The sequence below is a fragment of the Stenotrophomonas sp. YJH_SMC_106-19 genome (assembly GCF_059368375.1).
In genome coordinates, this window is sequence record NZ_JCAFRQ010000001.1 from 413,311 (window position 1) to 429,004 (window position 15,694).

At 66.8% G+C, this 15,694-nt stretch carries 21 protein-coding genes and 1 tRNA gene; 6 read left to right on the forward strand and 16 right to left on the reverse strand.

What is annotated here, in order from left to right; genetic code table 11:
- Window positions 1-39: 39 nt before the first annotated feature.
- The 3 genes from AC5P5M_RS01860 to AC5P5M_RS01870 form a co-directional block, all read right to left on the reverse strand.
- Window positions 40-243, reverse strand: a complete 204-nt coding sequence (locus AC5P5M_RS01860; RefSeq protein WP_053518700.1) for a hypothetical protein — start codon at window positions 241-243, stop codon at window positions 40-42.
- Between the two features lie 169 nt (window positions 244-412).
- Complete coding sequence (locus tag AC5P5M_RS01865; RefSeq protein WP_111186452.1) at window positions 413-952, reverse strand: DUF3011 domain-containing protein; 540 nt, start codon at window positions 950-952, stop codon at window positions 413-415.
- A gap of 132 nt (window positions 953-1,084) precedes the next feature.
- A complete protein-coding gene (locus AC5P5M_RS01870; protein WP_065175527.1) occupies window positions 1,085-1,291 on the reverse strand; it encodes a hypothetical protein in 207 nt (68 codons plus the stop codon).
- 401 nt (window positions 1,292-1,692) lie between these two features.
- On the opposite strand from AC5P5M_RS01870, the gene AC5P5M_RS01875 reads away from it, so the two are divergent.
- Together AC5P5M_RS01875 and AC5P5M_RS01880 are read left to right on the forward strand one after the other, a co-directional pair.
- Window positions 1,693-1,950, forward strand: coding sequence for a hypothetical protein (locus tag AC5P5M_RS01875; RefSeq protein ID WP_495205513.1), 258 nt, complete (start codon window positions 1,693-1,695; stop codon window positions 1,948-1,950).
- Window positions 1,951-1,961: 11 nt separating this feature from the next.
- On the forward strand, window positions 1,962-2,195 hold the full coding sequence (locus AC5P5M_RS01880; RefSeq protein WP_053518695.1) for a DUF1653 domain-containing protein: 234 nt from the start codon (window positions 1,962-1,964) through the stop codon (window positions 2,193-2,195).
- 57 nt (window positions 2,196-2,252) lie between these two features.
- Here the strand turns inward: AC5P5M_RS01880 and AC5P5M_RS01885 are convergent, their stop codons facing one another.
- The 3 genes from AC5P5M_RS01885 to AC5P5M_RS01895 form a co-directional block, all read right to left on the reverse strand.
- Window positions 2,253-2,426: a DUF1328 domain-containing protein gene (locus tag AC5P5M_RS01885; protein ID WP_006380555.1), complete on the reverse strand. Its 174-nt coding sequence runs from the start codon at window positions 2,424-2,426 to the stop codon at window positions 2,253-2,255.
- A 106-nt stretch (window positions 2,427-2,532) separates the two neighbouring features.
- Window positions 2,533-3,174, reverse strand: a complete 642-nt coding sequence (locus AC5P5M_RS01890) for a LysE family translocator (RefSeq protein WP_495205514.1) — start codon at window positions 3,172-3,174, stop codon at window positions 2,533-2,535.
- A 97-nt stretch (window positions 3,175-3,271) separates the two neighbouring features.
- Entirely contained in the window at window positions 3,272-3,904 is a 633-nt protein-coding gene (locus AC5P5M_RS01895) for a cation efflux transmembrane domain-containing protein (RefSeq protein ID WP_080375309.1), read from the reverse strand.
- Between the two features lie 107 nt (window positions 3,905-4,011).
- Here AC5P5M_RS01895 and AC5P5M_RS01900 point away from each other — a divergent pair, with 107 nt between their 5' ends.
- On the forward strand, window positions 4,012-4,707 hold the full coding sequence (locus AC5P5M_RS01900) for an aspartate/glutamate racemase family protein (protein WP_053518692.1): 696 nt from the start codon (window positions 4,012-4,014) through the stop codon (window positions 4,705-4,707).
- Between the two features lie 19 nt (window positions 4,708-4,726).
- On the opposite strand, the gene AC5P5M_RS01905 is transcribed toward AC5P5M_RS01900, so the two are convergent.
- From AC5P5M_RS01905 to thrS, 10 genes are all read right to left on the reverse strand, one after another.
- The gene (locus AC5P5M_RS01905; RefSeq protein ID WP_053518691.1) at window positions 4,727-5,122 is read right to left on the reverse strand and encodes a hypothetical protein; all 396 of its coding nucleotides are present in this window, start codon (window positions 5,120-5,122) and stop codon (window positions 4,727-4,729) included.
- Between the two features lie 216 nt (window positions 5,123-5,338).
- Window positions 5,339-5,415, reverse strand: a tRNA-Pro gene (locus tag AC5P5M_RS01910).
- Window positions 5,416-5,482: 67 nt separating this feature from the next.
- Window positions 5,483-5,839: a MerR family transcriptional regulator gene (locus AC5P5M_RS01915; RefSeq protein ID WP_053518690.1), complete on the reverse strand. Its 357-nt coding sequence runs from the start codon at window positions 5,837-5,839 to the stop codon at window positions 5,483-5,485.
- A complete protein-coding gene (locus AC5P5M_RS01920; protein WP_005410432.1) occupies window positions 5,820-6,119 on the reverse strand; it encodes an integration host factor subunit alpha in 300 nt (99 codons plus the stop codon). The genes AC5P5M_RS01915 and AC5P5M_RS01920 overlap by 20 nt, the downstream gene beginning before the upstream one ends.
- 27 nt (window positions 6,120-6,146) lie before the next feature.
- Window positions 6,147-8,528 (reverse strand): phenylalanine--tRNA ligase subunit beta, encoded by a 2,382-nt coding sequence (pheT, locus tag AC5P5M_RS01925; RefSeq protein ID WP_495205515.1) that lies wholly within the window; start codon window positions 8,526-8,528, stop codon window positions 6,147-6,149.
- 85 nt (window positions 8,529-8,613) lie between these two features.
- Window positions 8,614-9,609, reverse strand: a complete 996-nt coding sequence (locus tag AC5P5M_RS01930) for a phenylalanine--tRNA ligase subunit alpha (protein ID WP_065181862.1) — start codon at window positions 9,607-9,609, stop codon at window positions 8,614-8,616.
- A 190-nt stretch (window positions 9,610-9,799) separates the two neighbouring features.
- Window positions 9,800-10,159 carry a 50S ribosomal protein L20 gene (gene rplT, locus AC5P5M_RS01935; protein ID WP_005410435.1) on the reverse strand — a complete coding sequence of 120 codons (360 nt, stop codon included), beginning with the start codon at window positions 10,157-10,159 and terminating at the stop codon, window positions 9,800-9,802.
- A gap of 11 nt (window positions 10,160-10,170) precedes the next feature.
- Window positions 10,171-10,368 carry a 50S ribosomal protein L35 gene (rpmI, locus tag AC5P5M_RS01940; RefSeq protein ID WP_005410436.1) on the reverse strand — a complete coding sequence of 66 codons (198 nt, stop codon included), beginning with the start codon at window positions 10,366-10,368 and terminating at the stop codon, window positions 10,171-10,173.
- A 266-nt stretch (window positions 10,369-10,634) separates the two neighbouring features.
- On the reverse strand, window positions 10,635-11,177 hold the full coding sequence (infC, locus tag AC5P5M_RS01945; protein WP_079222586.1) for a translation initiation factor IF-3: 543 nt from the start codon (window positions 11,175-11,177) through the stop codon (window positions 10,635-10,637).
- 48 nt (window positions 11,178-11,225) lie between these two features.
- Window positions 11,226-13,127 (reverse strand): threonine--tRNA ligase, encoded by a 1,902-nt coding sequence (gene thrS, locus AC5P5M_RS01950; RefSeq protein ID WP_065175534.1) that lies wholly within the window; start codon window positions 13,125-13,127, stop codon window positions 11,226-11,228.
- A 431-nt stretch (window positions 13,128-13,558) separates the two neighbouring features.
- Here thrS and AC5P5M_RS01955 point away from each other — a divergent pair, with 431 nt between their 5' ends.
- Genes AC5P5M_RS01955 through AC5P5M_RS01965 form a run of 3 tightly spaced genes read left to right on the forward strand, consistent with a single transcriptional unit; the run spans window position 13,559 to window position 15,688 of the window.
- Window positions 13,559-13,855: a hypothetical protein gene (locus AC5P5M_RS01955; RefSeq protein WP_053518685.1), complete on the forward strand. Its 297-nt coding sequence runs from the start codon at window positions 13,559-13,561 to the stop codon at window positions 13,853-13,855.
- A complete protein-coding gene (locus tag AC5P5M_RS01960) occupies window positions 13,855-14,118 on the forward strand; it encodes a hypothetical protein (RefSeq protein ID WP_053518684.1) in 264 nt (87 codons plus the stop codon). The genes AC5P5M_RS01955 and AC5P5M_RS01960 overlap by 1 nt, the downstream gene beginning before the upstream one ends.
- 10 nt (window positions 14,119-14,128) lie before the next feature.
- A complete protein-coding gene (locus tag AC5P5M_RS01965; RefSeq protein WP_322522955.1) occupies window positions 14,129-15,688 on the forward strand; it encodes a PepSY-associated TM helix domain-containing protein in 1,560 nt (519 codons plus the stop codon).
- The last annotated feature ends 6 nt before the right edge of the window (window positions 15,689-15,694 follow it).

The following is a 15,694-nucleotide window of genomic DNA, read 5'->3' on the forward strand; positions in this document are numbered from 1 at the left end:
GTTTCCCACGCCTGCTGCGGAACGACGCGCGGTCCCTGTTCAACCGTAGCTGATCGCTTCCACGAACGCGCCGCTGGCTTCCACGCGCACGGCGGCGCGCTGCCCGGTGTCCACGAAATGCAGCCTGGCCAGGGCCTGGGCGAAATCGAAGGCGCGGGCGCCGTCGCGGAACTCGATCGGCTCCGGTCTATCCGGATGCAGAACACGCCATTGGCGCTGTTCGCACTGAAGGCGGATCAACATGCAGCTCACTCCTTGAGGCAGCGTATCGATGAAGGCGGAAGGCGTGCACCGGTGCCGGCACGGACTGCCGATGCAATCAGGGCACCCGTGCCCTGATTGCAGACGATACGGCGTTCAAACTGTGAGCAATATCAGATTTTTCTGATTTTGACGCAGATGGCCAGAAGGATCAGTTCACCTGGAACTGGGCGCGGCAACCATCACTGACCCAGATGCCGCGGCGGTCCCAGCCCCAGGTCCGGCCCTCGATACAGGCACTGCGGGAGTCCTGCCGGATCAGGCGTACGCTGCGGCGGACGCGGGTGTCACAGTATTCCTGTCGATGGCCATTGGAATGACAGGCGATCACTTCGCCACCGCGGCCATTGCCGTTGCCCCATCCACCACCCCAGCCGCCGCCACGACGCGACTCGCCGACGAACTCGGCCCGGCAGCCCCGGGTCACCCACACCCCGGAGCGTGACTGGCCCCAGGTCTCGCCCTCCACGCACGGCGAGCCGGACAACTGGCGGATCAGCCGGGGCCGCCCTTCAAGGCGGCACTCATTGCTGCGGTTCTTGACCGATTCGCATCGCACGATGCCGCTGCCGTCGCGGCCGCCATGGCGATCGTCGTCATAACCATAGTTCTGCGCCTGCGCGCCCCCGGCGGCGGCCAGCATCGGCAGCAGTGCGCAGGCCAGGGTGCGCCAGGTGAGTGCGTTGCCCATCGAGATCTCCAGATGAATGCGTGGCGGCAAGCATCCGGGATTCGCGGCGCGGCGCACAGAGGGCAACGCACCGTCGGTTCTTTCCCCATTCAAACAGCTCAACCGCGGCTGACTGCGCCGCAGGGTCGGCCGCTAGGCACCGATCCGCAGTACATCCACTGCCCCCCCCAGTGCCTCCACACGCACGATGCAGTGCTGGCCCGTGCGGCGGTGATGTTCCTGGGCCAGTTCGGTGGCGACATCGAACGCGTCGGCGCCGCGGGCGAACGAGGCGGTGGTGCGCGCCTCGGGGTCCAGCACGAACCAGTGCTGGGCATTGCAGTGGACGGTAAACACCATGATCGACTCCAACGGAGGGAATGGACGCGGCGCCGGGAGGTGAGAGCGCCGATACCTGTTCAGGCTAGCGAGCGCTTCAGGCAGGGCCTATCAGATTTGTCCGAAAAATCCCCGCCGGCGGATCGGAATTCGCGCTTCGTCACATCCCTGAGCCCGTTCACCCCATGACTTTCGTGATTCTTGTCACGAAGTCAGCTTGGCTTCACACTATCGTCACCAACAGGGGCCCCTTCCACATGCGCACCTTCCAACCGCCGCAGCGCTCGACGCTGCTGAAGTTCTACTTCGCAGCCTGCTACCTGGTCCTGATCGAGGAACTGATCCGCGCGTCGATGAGTTGAGCGCTTGCCGCTGCTGCTGGCCCGCCGCACACTGATGGTTTAGGCCACGGAGTGTCCTCGATGAAAGCCCTCATGCTGGCGCCGATGCTGCTGGCCCTGGCCGCCTGCGCGGCACCGCAACAGACGCCCGTGCGCGAAGCGGCAGCCACTTCCGCCCCCGTAGTCGGCGGTGATCGCGATGCCCATGGCTGCATCGGCTCGGCTGGCTACCAGCGCTGCGAGCGCCCCTGGGAACTGGCCCAGGCGCAGGGCCTGGCCAACACCGCCGAGGCGATCGACGCCTACTGCGCGATGCCGGCACAGCCGGCGCGCAGATGAGTGCCGCACCCATGACGGCGCTCAGTCCCCTGCCCACGCTTGCGCGCGGCCGCTATCGCCATTTCAAGGGCGGCGAGTATGAAGTGATCGACATCGTGCGCAGCAGCGAGACCCTGCAGCCGATGGTGCTGTACCGCGCACTGTATGGCGAAGGCGGATTGTGGGTGCGACCGTACGCCATGTTCGTAGAACAGGTACCGGGCGCACTTGGCCCACAGCCTCGTTTCGCACGTATCGAAGACTGACGGCTGTGCGTCTCGCGTGGCAGCGCACGCCTGCGCGCGCTGCCACGCAGGCAGCCGCTAGCTGACCTTCTTCGCGACGGTCATGCCCAGCAGGAACAGCACCACGGCAATGATGATGCCGGCCCAGAACAGGAACTTGGCGATACCCACCGCGGCACCCGCGATGCCGCCGAAGCCGAGCACGCCGGCGATCACACCGATGATGGCGAAGATGATGGCCCACTTGATCATGTCGATCCTTTCCCCACAGGGACTGAAAACAGTGCGATCAGCCTAGGCCGCAGCCGATGCCAGCCTCGTGAGGGAGCCGCGCGTGCGGCGTGAAGCCGCATACGGATCAACGGGGCCGGAAGCGCAGCAGGGCCACCGCGAACGCCAGGAACACGCTGCCCACCAGCCGCTCGAACCAGCGCCGGGCGAACGGCCGGCCGAGCCAACGGCGCAGGCCATGGCCACCGGCGGCATACATCACGTACCAGAACAGCTCGCAGCTGGCGAAGGTTGCCAACAGTACGCTGTACTGCACGGCCTGCCCCCGCGCGGGATCGACGAACTGCGGCAGGAACGCCGTGGCGAACAGCAGCAGCTTGGGATTGCTCAGGCCCACCAGCAGGCCGCCGCGGAATACCGCCCAGGCTCCGTCCGCTGACAGCACCGTCGCCGGGGCCTCAACGTCCACCGGCGCTGCCGGCCGGCTGCTGTCGCGCCACGCTTTCAGGCCCAGCCAGGCCAGGTAGGCCACGCCCAGATAGCGCAGCACTTCAAACAGCATGGGTGAGGAGTGCAGCAGTGCGCTCAACCCGGCGGCGGAGGCCGCCAGTACCGCCAGCATGGCCAGCAGGCAGCCGGCCATGGCCGGGAGGCTGGCGCGGAATCCCAGGCCGACGCTGCGTCCGAGGATATGCAGCATGTTCGGTCCAGGGGTGCCACACAGCACGAACACCGTAGCCAGGAACCACCACCAGGTCTGCAGGGACATTCGGCCATCCACGAAAGAGAACCGTCCCAGCATAGGCGGTGGCTCACCGCGACGTCACATACAGCGCGATGCCGATGCGACGGTTACAGGCGGCCACTCACGCATGAACCTGCCGTGCCGCGCGCAGCTCCGACCACGCCGTACCCAGCACACGCATCGCCGACCGCAGAAACAGCACCAGCAGTGCGGCCGCCACCAGCAGATCGGGCCAGCCCGCACCGAACAGCGCCACCAGCCCTGCAGCCAGCAGCACCGCCGAGCCCTCGTACAGATCGTTGCGCGAGCACTCCCAGGCCGACGCCAGGTTGACGTCATCGTTGCGATAGGGTGTGAGCAGCCACAGGCACAGTGCATTGGCTGCCAGATTGAGCAGGGCGGCCAAGCCCATGCTGGCGAACAGCGGCACCTCCGGATGCAGCAGGCGCCAACCGATCTGCACCGCCACGGCCACCGCTGCGGCAAGGATCAGCAGCCCCTTGAACAGCGCCACACGTGCCTTGGCGACGATGCCCGCACCCACCACCGCGAGGCTGAGCGCATAGGTGGCCGCGTCGCCCAGATTATCCAGCGCACCGGACAGCAGTGACGAAGAATGGCTGTACCAGGCGGCCAGCACCATCATCGCGAACGTGGCAAGGTTGACCAGCAGCACGATCCGCAGCACGCGGCGGTGACGCGCCTGCATCGCCGCCAGGTCCATCGTCCTGCCGCAGCCACAGCATTCGCCCATCACCCTGCCCTCGATCATCGATGGCCGCATTATCGCGCCTGTCAGAGGTCGCGGCGACATCGCCGCCCGCCTGTGCTGCAATGGCGCCTCCCCACCTGGAGCGGCACATGAAGACCCTGGGCCTGATCGGCGGCATGAGCTGGGAGAGTTCGGCGCAGTACTACCGCCTCATCAACGAAGAGGTGCGCCGTCGCCTGGGGGCCGCGCACTCGGCGCAGCTGCTGATGTGGTCGGTGGATTTCGCTCCGATCAAGCAGTTGCAGCACGACGGCGACTGGGACGCGCTTGCGCGGCACATGGTGGATGCGGCAGAGCGGTTGCAGGCGGGTGGCGCCGATGTACTGCTGATCTGCACCAACACGATGCACGCGCTGACCGCACAGATCGAAGCAGCCTGCCCGCTGCCGCTGCTGCACATCGCCGACCCGACCGCCACCGCCATCGTGGCGGCCGGTTGGCGCAGGGTGGGCCTGCTCGGTACTGCTTTCACAATGGAACAGGACTTCTACCGGGGACGCCTGGCCGGTCGCTTCGGGCTGGAAGTGCTGGTACCCGACGCCGAAGATCGCCAGCAGGTCCACGACATCATCTACCAGGAGCTGATCGCCGGCGTGGTCAGCGAGCGCTCGCGACAGGTCTACGCAGACGTGATCGCGCGGCTGGTGGCGCGTGGTGCCGAAGCGATCATTCTCGGCTGTACCGAAATCATGCTGCTGGTACGCCCGCAGGACAGTGCGGTGCCGCTGTTCGACACCACCAGCCTGCACGCTCAGGCAGCGGTTGACGCCGCGCTGGCGGGATAGACGGCCGGCGTGGACGCGATCACTCTGCCCCCTGCACTTCCAGCGCCGTGACCAGCCAATTCACCACCGCCTGCGAGTCGCACAGGAAGAAGATCGCATCCCCGGACCGGGCCTCGGTCAACAACCGATAGACCGTGATCGCCACCGCCGACTGGTTGGCGATGAACACTTCGGGGCTGCGCGGCCCCTCGTTGTGCCGGGAAACGGCCTGCAATGCGCGGCGCGCAGCCACCGTTGCGGCCGGGTCGGCACTGCGGGTCAACTCGGGCCCACGCAGGCCCCAGCTGACAAAGACGTGCTTGCCCTTGAACGTGGTGTCCAGGACCTGCACCTCGGCGGCACCTGCCTCAGCCGAGCGATGAATGACGGTACTGCTGATCAACGCAACCCCCTGTGGTCGTCGTGGTCCGCGCATCCACCTCCACGGACCCGCTGCACGCCCGTGACCGCAGCCACACGCTGCGCCAGCGGACGCGGAAGAGAGACGGAAGGAGAAACCGATGCGATCGGATGTGCAGCGATGATACGGGATGTCGGTCACGCATGGGCCGGCGTACGCGGCCGCATCGCCCATCGGTTCACCCACAAAAAAGCCCACGCATCGCTGCGCGGGCCTTCTGTTCCATCACAGTGGTCGGGACGGCCGGATTCGAACCGACGACCCTCTGCCCCCCAGGCAGATGCGCTACCAGGCTGCGCTACGCCCCGACTGATGCTGCGATGTTCCCGCCAGTGCGGCGGGGCGTGAAGTATAGCGGATCACGCGGGATTTGGGTCACCGGCGAAGCAATTGCAGCACTTCTTCCAGCTCCATCCGCACCTGCTTGATGATCTGGTTGCTCAGCGCCGATTCCTCGCGGGCATCGGGGCCCTCCAGACGCAGGCGGGCACCGCCGATCGTGTAGCCCTGTTCGTACAGCAGGCTGCGGATCTGCCGCACCATCAGCACGTCATGGCGCTGGTAGTAGCGGCGGTTGCCGCGGCGCTTGGCCGGCTCAAGGCTGGGAAACTCTGTTTCCCAGTAGCGCAGCACGTGCGGCTTGACGTCGCACAGCTCGCTCACTTCACCGATGGTGAAGTACCGCTTGGCCGGGATCGGCGGTAGTTCGCGGTTACTGCCCGGATCCAGCATAAGCTTCCACCCTTTCCTTGAGCTTCTGGCCCGGACGGAAGGTGACCACCGTACGGGCGGAAATCGGAATTTCCTCGCCGGTCTTCGGATTGCGGCCCGGGCGCTGGTTCTTGCGCCGCAGGTCGAAATTGCCGAAGCCCGACAGCTTCACCTGACGTCCCTGTTCCAATGCTTCACGCAGCACATCGAAAAACGCGTCGACGAATTCCTTGGCTTCACGCTTGTTCAGACCGACTTCGTCGAACAGCTTTTCCGCCATCTCCGCCTTGGTCAATGCCATTGCCTGCTACCCCCGAGTGCTGCCCGCTCAGCCGCGGATCCGGGCGTGGTGTTCACGCTCGATGGCGGTGACCGCCTCGGCCACCACCGCATCCACGTCGCGGTCCGTCAGAGTGCGCGACTTGTCCTGCAAAATCAAGCCCATAGCGAGACTCTTGAATCCCGGCTCGACCCCTTGGCCCACATAGCGGTCGAACAGGTTCAGCTCGCGCAGGAGCGGGCCGGCGGCCTTCCGGACCGTGGCGGCCAGATCGCTCCAGGCCACCTGCTCCGGCACCAGGAACGCCAGGTCGCGGCGCACCGCCGGGAAGCGCGACAGCTCGCCGGCACGCGGCAGGCGGCGCGCCGACAGCGGCTCCAGGTCCAGCTCGAAGGCGTAGACGTCGGCCTCGATGTCCATCGCCTTGGCCAGGCGCGGGTGGATCTGGCCGATCCAGCCGATCGCAACCCCGTCGCGGAACACCTCGGCCGAGCGCGCCGGGTGGCCATGCGCACGGCTGGACGGGCGGAACTCCAGCGAGGCACCACTGGCAGCAGCCAGGGACTCCAGATCACCCTTCAGGTCATGGAAATCGACCTTGCGGGAAGGCAGACCCCACTGCACCGCCTGCGCATCGCCGCACACCGCGGCAGCAACACGCGGAGTTTCCAGCGGCGCCGGCTGGCCCTCCCCCGCCTGGCGGGCGAACACGCGGCCGATCTCGAACAGGCGCACCCGGCCCAACTGGCGCGCGGCGTTGCGGCCCAGCGTGGCCACCAGGCCCGGCAGCAGCGACGGGCGCATCACCGCCAGTTCGGCCGACAGTGGATTGGCCAGCGGCACCAGATCGTCGCGCAGCTGCCACTGGGTCAGCAGCGCATCGTCGACGAAGGCGAAATTGAGGGTTTCCTGCAGGTCGCGCGCGATCAGCTGGCGACGCACGCTGAGGGTGTCGAGCTGGGTCTCGCTCGGCATCGCCACGCGCGCGGCACCGCCCGGCAGGGTGGTGGGAATCTGCTCGTAGCCATGGATGCGGGCCAGCTCTTCGATCAGGTCCTCTTCGATGGCGATATCGAAACGGCGGCTCGGTGCGGTGACCTGCCAGCCGTCGGCCGTGGCGACCACCTCCATGCCCAGCGCGCGCAGGATGCGCTCCACTTCGGCATCCTCGATGGTGATGCCGAGCACGCGGGTAATGCGCGCGCGGCGCAGCGCGATGGTGGCCGGCTGGGGCAGGTCAGCCTCGCGCACGGCCTCGGTGACCGGTGCCGGGGTGCCGCCGGCCAGGTCCAGCACCAGGCGGGTGGCGTACTCGATGGCGGTGCGCGGCAGCGCCGGATCGACGCCGCGCTCGAAGCGGTGGCCGGCATCGGTGTGCAGGCCCAGCTTGCGGCCACGACCCATGATCGCTGCCGGCGCGAAGTGCGCAGCCTCCAGGAACACGCTGGTGGTCGCGTCGGTCACACGGGAATCGAAGCCCCCCATCAGACCCGCCAGGCCCACCGCGCGATCAGCATCGGTCACGACCAGGAAACTGTCGTCCAGCACGGCATCGCGGCCATCGAGCAGCTTCAGGTTCTCGCCTGCACGTGCGCGCCGCACGGCGATGCTGCCCTGCAGGGTGCCCAGGTCATAGGCATGCATCGGCTGACCCAGTTCCAGCATCACGTACTGGGTGATGTCGACCAGCAGCGACACCGGACGCACGCCACTGCGGCGCAGGCGCTCGGCCATCCACAGCGGGGTCTTCGCCGCAGGGTTCAGGCCCTCGATGACGCGCCCCAGGTAACGCGGCGCCTCGGCGCCGGCGTCGAGCCGGATCGACAGCTCGCGGCTGCCGACGGCGGCGACCGGTGCTGCAGCGAAGTCCAGCACCTGGCTGCGGGTGGCGGCCGCCACGTCGTAGGCGATGCCGCGCACGCTGAAACAGTCGGCACGGTTCGGGGTCAGCTTGATCTCGATGCTGGCATCGGGCAGGCCCAGGTAGTCGACCAGGGTCTGGCCGGCCGGGGCATCCGCGGGCAGCTCCAGCAGGCCGGAAGCATCGTTGTCCAGGCCCAGCTCCTTCGCCGAGCACAGCATGCCGTTGGACTCGACACCCCGCAGCTTGGCCGGCTTGATCTTCAGTTCGCCGATCTGCGCACCGACCATCGCCAGCGGCGCGACCAGGCCCGGCCGCGCGTTCGGTGCGCCGCAGACGATCTGCAGCAGCTCGCCCTGCCCGGCATCGACCCGGCAGACCTGCAGGCGGTCCGCTTCGGGATGGCGCACGGCCTCGACGATGCGCGCCACCACCACGTGCTGCAGGCCCTCGCCCAACGCGGTCACGTCTTCCACTTCCAGGCCGATCGCGGTCAGCACCGCACTCAGCTCATCGCGCGACGCGCGGGTGGGGACGTGGCTGCGCAGCCAGTTTTCGGAGAATTTCATGTTGTCACCCTGGTGGACCCGGCGCAGGCGCCTGGGCCGTCGAATGTTTGAGTCCGCCAGGCTGGGCCCGGCGTTGCCGAATGCGTTACGCGAACTGCTTCAGGAAGCGCACATCGTTCTCGAAGAACGCGCGCAGATCGTTGACGCCGTAGCGCAGCATCGCGAAACGCTCCACGCCCATGCCGAAGGCGAAACCGGTGTAGCGCTCAGGATCGATGCCCACGCTGCGCAGCACGTTCGGATGGACCATGCCGCAGCCAAGCACTTCCAGCCAGCGGGTGCTGCCATCGGGCTGCTGCCAGGCGATGTCCACTTCCGCACCGGGCTCGACGAACGGGAAGTAGCTGGGACGGAAGCGCATCTCGAAGTCGCGCTCGAAGAAGGCACGGACGAATTCGGCAAGCGTGCCCTTCAGGTCGGCGAAGGTCGAGTGCTCGTCCACCAGCAGGCCTTCGACCTGATGGAACATCGGCGAGTGGGTCTGGTCGCTGTCGCTGCGGTACACCTTGCCGGCGGCGATCATGCGCAGCGGCGGCGCATGGTCGCCCATGTAGCGCACCTGCACACCGGAGGTATGAGTGCGCAGCAGGCGGCCGTCACCGAAGTAGAAGGTGTCATGCATGGCGCGCGCCGGGTGGTGCGGCGGGAAATTCAGCGCCTCGAAGTTGTGCCAGTCATCCTCGATCTCCGGCCCTTCCGACAACTCGTAGCCCAGTCGGCCGAAGATGCCGGTGATGCGCTCCAGGGTACGGGTGATCGGGTGCAGGCCGGCGCGTTCGCCATTGCGGCCCGGCAGGGTGATGTCGATGGCTTCGGCGGCCAGGCGCGCATCCAGTGCCGCATCCTCCAGCAGCGCCTTGCGCTCGCCCAGCGCGCGGGTCAGTGCGTCGCGGGCCTGGTTGATCGCTTCACCGGCGGCCTTGCGCTCGTCGGCCGGCAGGGCGCCGAGCTGCTTGAGCTGCGCAGTGATGCTGCCGCTCTTGCCGAGCAGGGCCACGCGCAGTTGCTCCAGCACGTCGGGGCTCTGTGCAGCAGCCACCTCGGCCAGCGCCTGGGTGGTGAGGGATTGGATGTCGCTCATGGGGGGCCGGAACTCCAGTCGATCTGCCATCGCGGCAGGCGAAGGGCCGACCCCTGTCGCCACCGCCGTCCCCGCGTCGCCGTGGCCACGCCGGGACCCAAAAAAGAATGGGGAAGGACTTGCGCCCTTCCCCATGCATTGCCTTGACCTGACACCGTTCCGGATGAACGGCAACGGCATCGGGAAGGACTTATGCCGCCAGCGCGCCCTTGGCCTTTTCGGCCAGCGCGGCAAAGCCGGCTGCGTCGTGCACGGCGATGTCAGCCAGGACCTTACGGTCCAGGGTGATGCCGGCCTTCAGCAGGCCGTTCATGAAGCGGCTGTAGCTCAGACCATTGATGCGGGCAGCCGCATTGATGCGGGTGATCCACAGCGAACGGAAGTTGCGCTTCTTCTGCTTACGGCCGATGTAGGCGTACTGCTGTGCCTTGATGACCGCCTGCTTGGCGACGCGGAAGACCTTGCGGCGGGCGTTGTAATAGCCCTTGGCGAGATCCAGAATCTTCTTGTGGCGGCGACGCGCCTGTACGCCACGCTTAACTCGTGCCATTTTTCAGTTCCTCAGAGGTAAGGGAGCATGCGGTCCAGACGGCCTGCGTCTTCTGCACGGACATGGCCCGTCTGACGCAGATTACGCTTACGCTTGGTCGCTTTCTTCGTGAGGATGTGGCTACGGTTGGCGTGGCCGCACTTGTACTTGCCCGAGGCGGTCTTGCGGAAACGCTTGGCCGCTGCCCGGTTGGTCTTGATCTTGGGCATTGCAATGTCCTTGATGGGATTTGACCCTGGTTTCTGACTGATCTGGCGGCGGCCTGGGCCGCTCTTTCCGTCCTGCCATGATCGGCGTACGACCCGTCCTGGGTGGGTCGAGCCGGGCATGATACAGGCAAAACCGCCCTGCCACCAGCCCCAGCACCCCTTGCGCCGGCATTTCACCGGCATCCTGCAAAAGCAAAGGGACGCCAGTGGCGTCCCCTTACCCTGAACCATTCAGCCAGGCGCCCCAGAAGGCGGCCCGTCAGGCCTCAGGTCTTCTTCTTCGGCGCGATCATCATGACCATCTGACGCCCTTCCAGGCGCGGACGGGATTCAATGACGATGTCCTCGCCCAGATCGGTCTCGATCCGGTTGGCCATTTCGCGACCCAGTTCCTGGTGGCTCATTTCACGGCCACGGAAACGGATGTTGACCTTGATCTTGTCGCCTTCTTCAAGGAACCCGCGCATCTTGCGCAGCTTGATCTGGTAGTCGCCCTCGTCCGTGACCGGACGGAACTTCACTTCCTTGATCTCGACCTGCTTGGTCTTCTTCTTGGCCTCGCTGGCCTTCTTCTGCGCTTCGAACTTGAACTTGCCGAAGTCCATGATCTTGCAGACCGGCGGATCGGCCTGCGGCTGGATTTCGACCAGGTCCAGGCCTTCATCTTCGGCCATGGACAGCGCTTCGTCGCGCGACAACACGCCGATCATTTCTCCGTCACTGCCGATCACGCGGACGCGCGGCACACGGATTTCCTGATTCTTGCGGTTCTGTTTGTTGTCAGGGGTGCTGATATTACGTTCTCCCAAGGGTATCGAACCGGTCCGGGTGCCTGTGCCCCCGGACCGGACCTTTGCTTACGCGCCCTCGGCCTGGAGCCGCTCGATGAAGGCCTGCAGGCTCATGCTGCCCAGGTCTTCGCCAGAACGCGTACGCACCGCCACAGCCCCATTTTCCTTCTCGCGGTCACCAATGACCAGCAGGTAGGGCACGCGCTGCAACGTATGCTCGCGGATTTTATAGCCGATCTTCTCGTTACGCAAATCCGAGCTGACGCGGAAGCCTTGCTCCGCAAGGGTTTTGGTCACGCCCGAGACGTAGTCGGCCTGGGCGTCGGTAATGTTGGCCACCACCACCTGGGTCGGCGCCAGCCAGGCCGGGAACTGGCCGGCATGGTGCTCGATCAGGATGCCGATGAAACGCTCCATGGAGCCGACGATCGCCCGGTGCAGCATGACCGGATGCTTCTTCTGGCTGTTCTCGTCCACGTACTCGGCGCCCAGGCGGCCGGGCATCATGAAGTCGACCTGCATCGTGCCCAGCTGCCAGGTACGGCCGATGGCGTCCTTCAGGTGGTACTCGATCTTCGGGCCGTAGAAGGCGCCCTCGCCTGGCAGCTCCTGCCACTCCACGCCGCAGCTGGCCAGCGCCGAGCGCAGTGCGCCCTCGGCCTTGTCCCAGGTGGCGTCATCGCCCAGACGCGATTCCGGCCGCAGCGCGATCTTGATCTGGATCTCCTCGAAGCCGAAGTGCCGGTAGACCGCCAGCGCCTGCTGGTGGAAGGCGGTCACTTCGGATTCGATCTGCGCCTCGGTGCAAAACACATGGCCGTCGTCCTGGGTGAAGCCGCGCACGCGAAGGATGCCGTGCAGTGCGCCGGAGGGTTCGTTGCGGTGGCAGGAACCGAACTCACCGTAGCGGATCGGCAGGTCGCGGTAGCTGTGCAGGCCCTGGTTGAACACCTGGACGTGGCCCGGGCAGTTCATCGGCTTGACCGCGTAGGTGCGCTTCTCCGACTCGGTGAAGAACATGTTGTCCTGGTAGTTGTCCCAGTGACCGGACTTCTTCCACAGGCTCACGTCCAGGATCTGGGGGCAGCGCACTTCGCCATAACCGCTGTTGCGATAGACCTTGCGCATGTACTGCTCGACCACCTGCCACAGCGCCCAGCCCTTGGGGTGCCAGAACACCAGGCCCGGCGCCTCTTCCTGCAGGTGGAACAGGTCCTGCTGCTTGCCGATGCGGCGGTGGTCGCGCATTTCGGCTTCCTCGATGCGCTTGATGTAGGCATCGAGCTGCTTCTTGTCGGCCCAGGCGGTGCCGTAGATGCGCTGCAGCTGCTCGTTCTGCGCGTCACCACGCCAGTACGCACCGGAAATGCGGGTCAGCTTGAAGGCCTTCAGGAAGCGCGTGTTCGGCACGTGCGGGCCACGGCACATGTCCACATACTCCTGGTGGTAGTACATGCCCATGGCCTGGATGTCGTCGGACATGTCCTCGATCAGGCGCAGCTTGTAGTCCTCGCCACGCGCCTTGAAGATCTCGATCACTTCCGCGCGCGGCGTCATCTTCTTGATGACGTCGTAGTCCTGGGCGATCAGTTCACCCATGCGCTTCTCGATCGCGGCCATGTCGTCCGGGGTGAACGGGCGCTCGGAGTAGATGTCGTAGTAGAAGCCCTCGGCGATGACCGGGCCGATGACCATCTTCACGTCCGGGTACAGCTGCTTGACGGCATGGCCGACCAGGTGGGCGCAGGAGTGGCGGATGATCTCCACGCCCTCCTCGTCCTTGGCGGTGATGATGCGCAGGCTGGCATCGTGATCGATGACGTCGCTGGCATCGACCAGCACGCCATCGACCGAGCCGGCGATGGTCGCCTTGGCCAGGCCGGCACCGATCGACTGGGCGACGTCCATGACGCTGACGGGGTTTTCGAACTCGCGGCGGCTGCCGTCGGGAAGGGTAATGTTGATCATCGCAGTGGCTTCGTGCGGGGGCCCGCGCTGCGGGCTGGAAAGCGGCTCCGGGCAGGCGCCCGGGCAATAAAAAAGCGCCGCGAGGGCGCCTGGAACGCAGGGCCTTCGGGGGCAGGTCAACCGTGGGCGGTGGTAGTGCTCATGTCGCACGCTCGGCCGGCGCTGGGCGCGGGCCACCTTGTTCCAGTCAGGATAATGACTGCGATTTTAGACCAGTGCGCGGGAAAGCCCAAGCACTCCCCGTCGCGCCCCTGAATGGCCGTCGCTGGCAGCCTGAAATCGCAATGATTACCATATCCAGGCAGCCCGCCCCGTGCCAGCCTGCCCGCTTTCCCCCAGGACCTCGTGATGCGCCACCCGCTCCGACCGGCCTACGCCGGCCCCGCCCGTGTCCCGCGTTCGCCGCCCTCGCGCCGCGCAGGCTGCCGGCAATGATCACTGTCGGCCTTTCCACGCTCGGCTTCTGCAGCCTGGGCGTGCTGTCCGCGATGTTCTCGGCGACGGCCTTCTATGCCGCCTCGCCGCATTGCCGCTGGCCGCGCCTGCGCCGGGCTGGCCGGCTTGGCCGACAGATCGGCCTGGTTGCCGCTGCGGCCGCACTGTGGCTGTGGATGGCCGAACTGGGCTTCGCCGCCGGGCTGGTGGCGATGCTGTGCACCTGGATGCTGGCGGCGATGCTGCTGCCGGCCATCGCCGCCTGGCACCGCCCCGGCGCGGAGCCGCGCTGATGTGGGCCCGCGCCCTCGCCGGCATCTTCGCCGGCTTCCTGCTGGCCGCGGCCGCCACCGGACTGGTGGCCTGGCTGCCGCCTGGCCCATGGCAGCACGCACTGGTACCGGCCCTGATCGCCTTCATCCCGCTGTGGATGCTGGCCGCCCTCTGGGCGTTCAGCTTCCGCCGCGCCGCGCACGCCTGGCTGGCCCTGGCCGGCAGTGCTGGCGCCGGCTTCGCCGTGCTCGGCCTGCTGCGCCTGGCCGGTGCGGTGCAATGAGACCGTCCCCATGAAGTTCTCCTCGCAGACGCTGCGCACGTTCACCACCCTGCACACCTGGGTCGGCCTGGTCGCCGGCTTTGGCCTGTTTGTGGCCTTCTATGCAGGCGCCCTGACCCTCTTCCACCATGACCTGCCGTTGTGGCAGACGCCGGGCGCGGCGACGGCATTGCCCGCGGACCTGGATGACGCACAGCACCTGCTCGAGGACGTGCTGGCAGCCCACGCGGAGGCACGCCGCCATGTCGGCATGACCTTCCCCGGCACCGACCATCCGCAGCCGCTGGCCTACTGGCAGACCGATGACGGCAGCTGGCGCTACGCATGGCCGGGACACACCGCCGGCAGCCCGACGCCGCCGCAGACCGGTCTGGCCGAACTGGTCAACGAGCTGCATTACAGCCTGGGCCTGCCGGTGGCCGGCGTGTATGTAATGGGCATCGTCAGCCTGCTGTACGGCATGGCCCTGCTCAGCGGCCTGGTGATCCACCTGCCGAAACTGCTGGGTGACCTGTTCGCGTTGCGCCCGGGCCGCAACCTCAAGCAGCAGTGGCAGGATGCGCACAACGTGATCGGCGTGCTCAGTCTGCCCTTCCATCTGATGTTCGCCGTTACCGGCGCCCTGCTCTGCCTGGCGTTCGTACAGATGGCACTGCTCAATCCGCTGATCTTCGATGGCAAACTGCTGCAGGCCGTGCCGACCGCGATGGATACCGCTCCGGTGCGCGAGGCCAGCGGCGTTCCGGCACCGCCGGGCAGCCTGCAGGTCCTGCATGCGCGCGCCCTGGAAGTGGCCCGCGCCCAGGGCGTGGCCAACTTCGAACCGGCCTATCTGAAACTGGCCAATGGTGGCGACGCCAAGGCCACCATCGAGATCACCGGCGAATCCACCGGCACGCTGGGCCCGCTGGGCGCGGTCGCCCTGGACGTGGCCACCGGCGACGTGCTGGCCACGCAGCTGCCGGGCCAGCGCGATGCCAATCACGCTACGCTGAGCGCCGCCTATGCGCTTCATTTCGGTGAGTTCGGCAACGGCGTGGTGGTCTGGTTGTACTTCCTGATGGGGCTCGGCGGCGCCTTCCTGTTCTATTCCGGCAACCTGCTGTGGATCGAATCGCGACGCAAGCGACGCCAGCCCGAGCAGTCGCGTGCGGCCGTCAACATGGCGCGTGCCACCGTCGGTGTCTGCATCGGCCTGTGCGTGGCGATCTCGTTGGCGTTCGTGGTAGCGCTGGTGCTCGAACACGCAGCACCCGCGGCGGTCGACCCGGGCATCCGTTGGGCCTGTTTCAGCAGCTGGGCCGCGTGCGCGCTGTGGGCATTCCTGCGCAGGCCCGCACAGGCTGCCCGGGAACTGCTGTGGGCCGCTGCGGCCGCGACCGCGCTGGTGCCGGTCCTGCATGGTGCATTGAACGGTGACTGGCTGTGGCGTGCCGCCGCTGCCGGGCACTGGCCGCTGTTCTGGATCGACGCTGTCGCCCTGGCGATGGCCTTCGGCTTTGCGCGCTTGGCGCTGGCCAGCCAACGCCGGGCGCGCAACGGCGACCCCAACAGCGTCTGGGCCGACTGACCGCCC

Bases quoted from the DNA above. Each gene is read 5' to 3' on its own strand.
- rpmI (WP_005410436.1), bottom strand. From the start codon at position 10,368: ATGCCCAAGATCAAGACCAACCGGGCAGCGGCCAAGCGTTTCCGCAAG.
- AC5P5M_RS01915 (WP_053518690.1), bottom strand. From the start codon at position 5,839: ATGCTGGATCCGGGCAGTAACCGCGAACTACCGCCGATCCCGGCCAAG.
- AC5P5M_RS01900 (WP_053518692.1), top strand. From the start codon at position 4,012: ATGAAGACCCTGGGCCTGATCGGCGGCATGAGCTGGGAGAGTTCGGCG.
- AC5P5M_RS01860 (WP_053518700.1), bottom strand. From the start codon at position 243: ATGTTGATCCGCCTTCAGTGCGAACAGCGCCAATGGCGTGTTCTGCAT.
- rplT (WP_005410435.1), bottom strand. From the start codon at position 10,159: ATGGCACGAGTTAAGCGTGGCGTACAGGCGCGTCGCCGCCACAAGAAG.
- AC5P5M_RS01890 (WP_495205514.1), bottom strand. From the start codon at position 3,174: ATGTCCCTGCAGACCTGGTGGTGGTTCCTGGCTACGGTGTTCGTGCTG.
- AC5P5M_RS01880 (WP_053518695.1), top strand. From the start codon at position 1,962: ATGACGGCGCTCAGTCCCCTGCCCACGCTTGCGCGCGGCCGCTATCGC.
- AC5P5M_RS01895 (WP_080375309.1), bottom strand. From the start codon at position 3,904: ATGGGCGAATGCTGTGGCTGCGGCAGGACGATGGACCTGGCGGCGATG.
- AC5P5M_RS01865 (WP_111186452.1), bottom strand. From the start codon at position 952: ATGGGCAACGCACTCACCTGGCGCACCCTGGCCTGCGCACTGCTGCCG.
- AC5P5M_RS01885 (WP_006380555.1), bottom strand. From the start codon at position 2,426: ATGATCAAGTGGGCCATCATCTTCGCCATCATCGGTGTGATCGCCGGC.
- AC5P5M_RS01965 (WP_322522955.1), top strand. From the start codon at position 14,129: ATGAAGTTCTCCTCGCAGACGCTGCGCACGTTCACCACCCTGCACACC.
- pheT (WP_495205515.1), bottom strand. From the start codon at position 8,528: ATGAAATTCTCCGAAAACTGGCTGCGCAGCCACGTCCCCACCCGCGCG.
- AC5P5M_RS01875 (WP_495205513.1), top strand. From the start codon at position 1,693: ATGAAAGCCCTCATGCTGGCGCCGATGCTGCTGGCCCTGGCCGCCTGC.
- AC5P5M_RS01955 (WP_053518685.1), top strand. From the start codon at position 13,559: ATGATCACTGTCGGCCTTTCCACGCTCGGCTTCTGCAGCCTGGGCGTG.
- AC5P5M_RS01930 (WP_065181862.1), bottom strand. From the start codon at position 9,609: ATGAGCGACATCCAATCCCTCACCACCCAGGCGCTGGCCGAGGTGGCT.
- AC5P5M_RS01905 (WP_053518691.1), bottom strand. From the start codon at position 5,122: ATGCGCGGACCACGACGACCACAGGGGGTTGCGTTGATCAGCAGTACC.
- AC5P5M_RS01920 (WP_005410432.1), bottom strand. From the start codon at position 6,119: ATGGCATTGACCAAGGCGGAGATGGCGGAAAAGCTGTTCGACGAAGTC.
- thrS (WP_065175534.1), bottom strand. From the start codon at position 13,127: ATGATCAACATTACCCTTCCCGACGGCAGCCGCCGCGAGTTCGAAAAC.
- AC5P5M_RS01960 (WP_053518684.1), top strand. From the start codon at position 13,855: ATGTGGGCCCGCGCCCTCGCCGGCATCTTCGCCGGCTTCCTGCTGGCC.
- AC5P5M_RS01870 (WP_065175527.1), bottom strand. From the start codon at position 1,291: ATGGTGTTTACCGTCCACTGCAATGCCCAGCACTGGTTCGTGCTGGAC.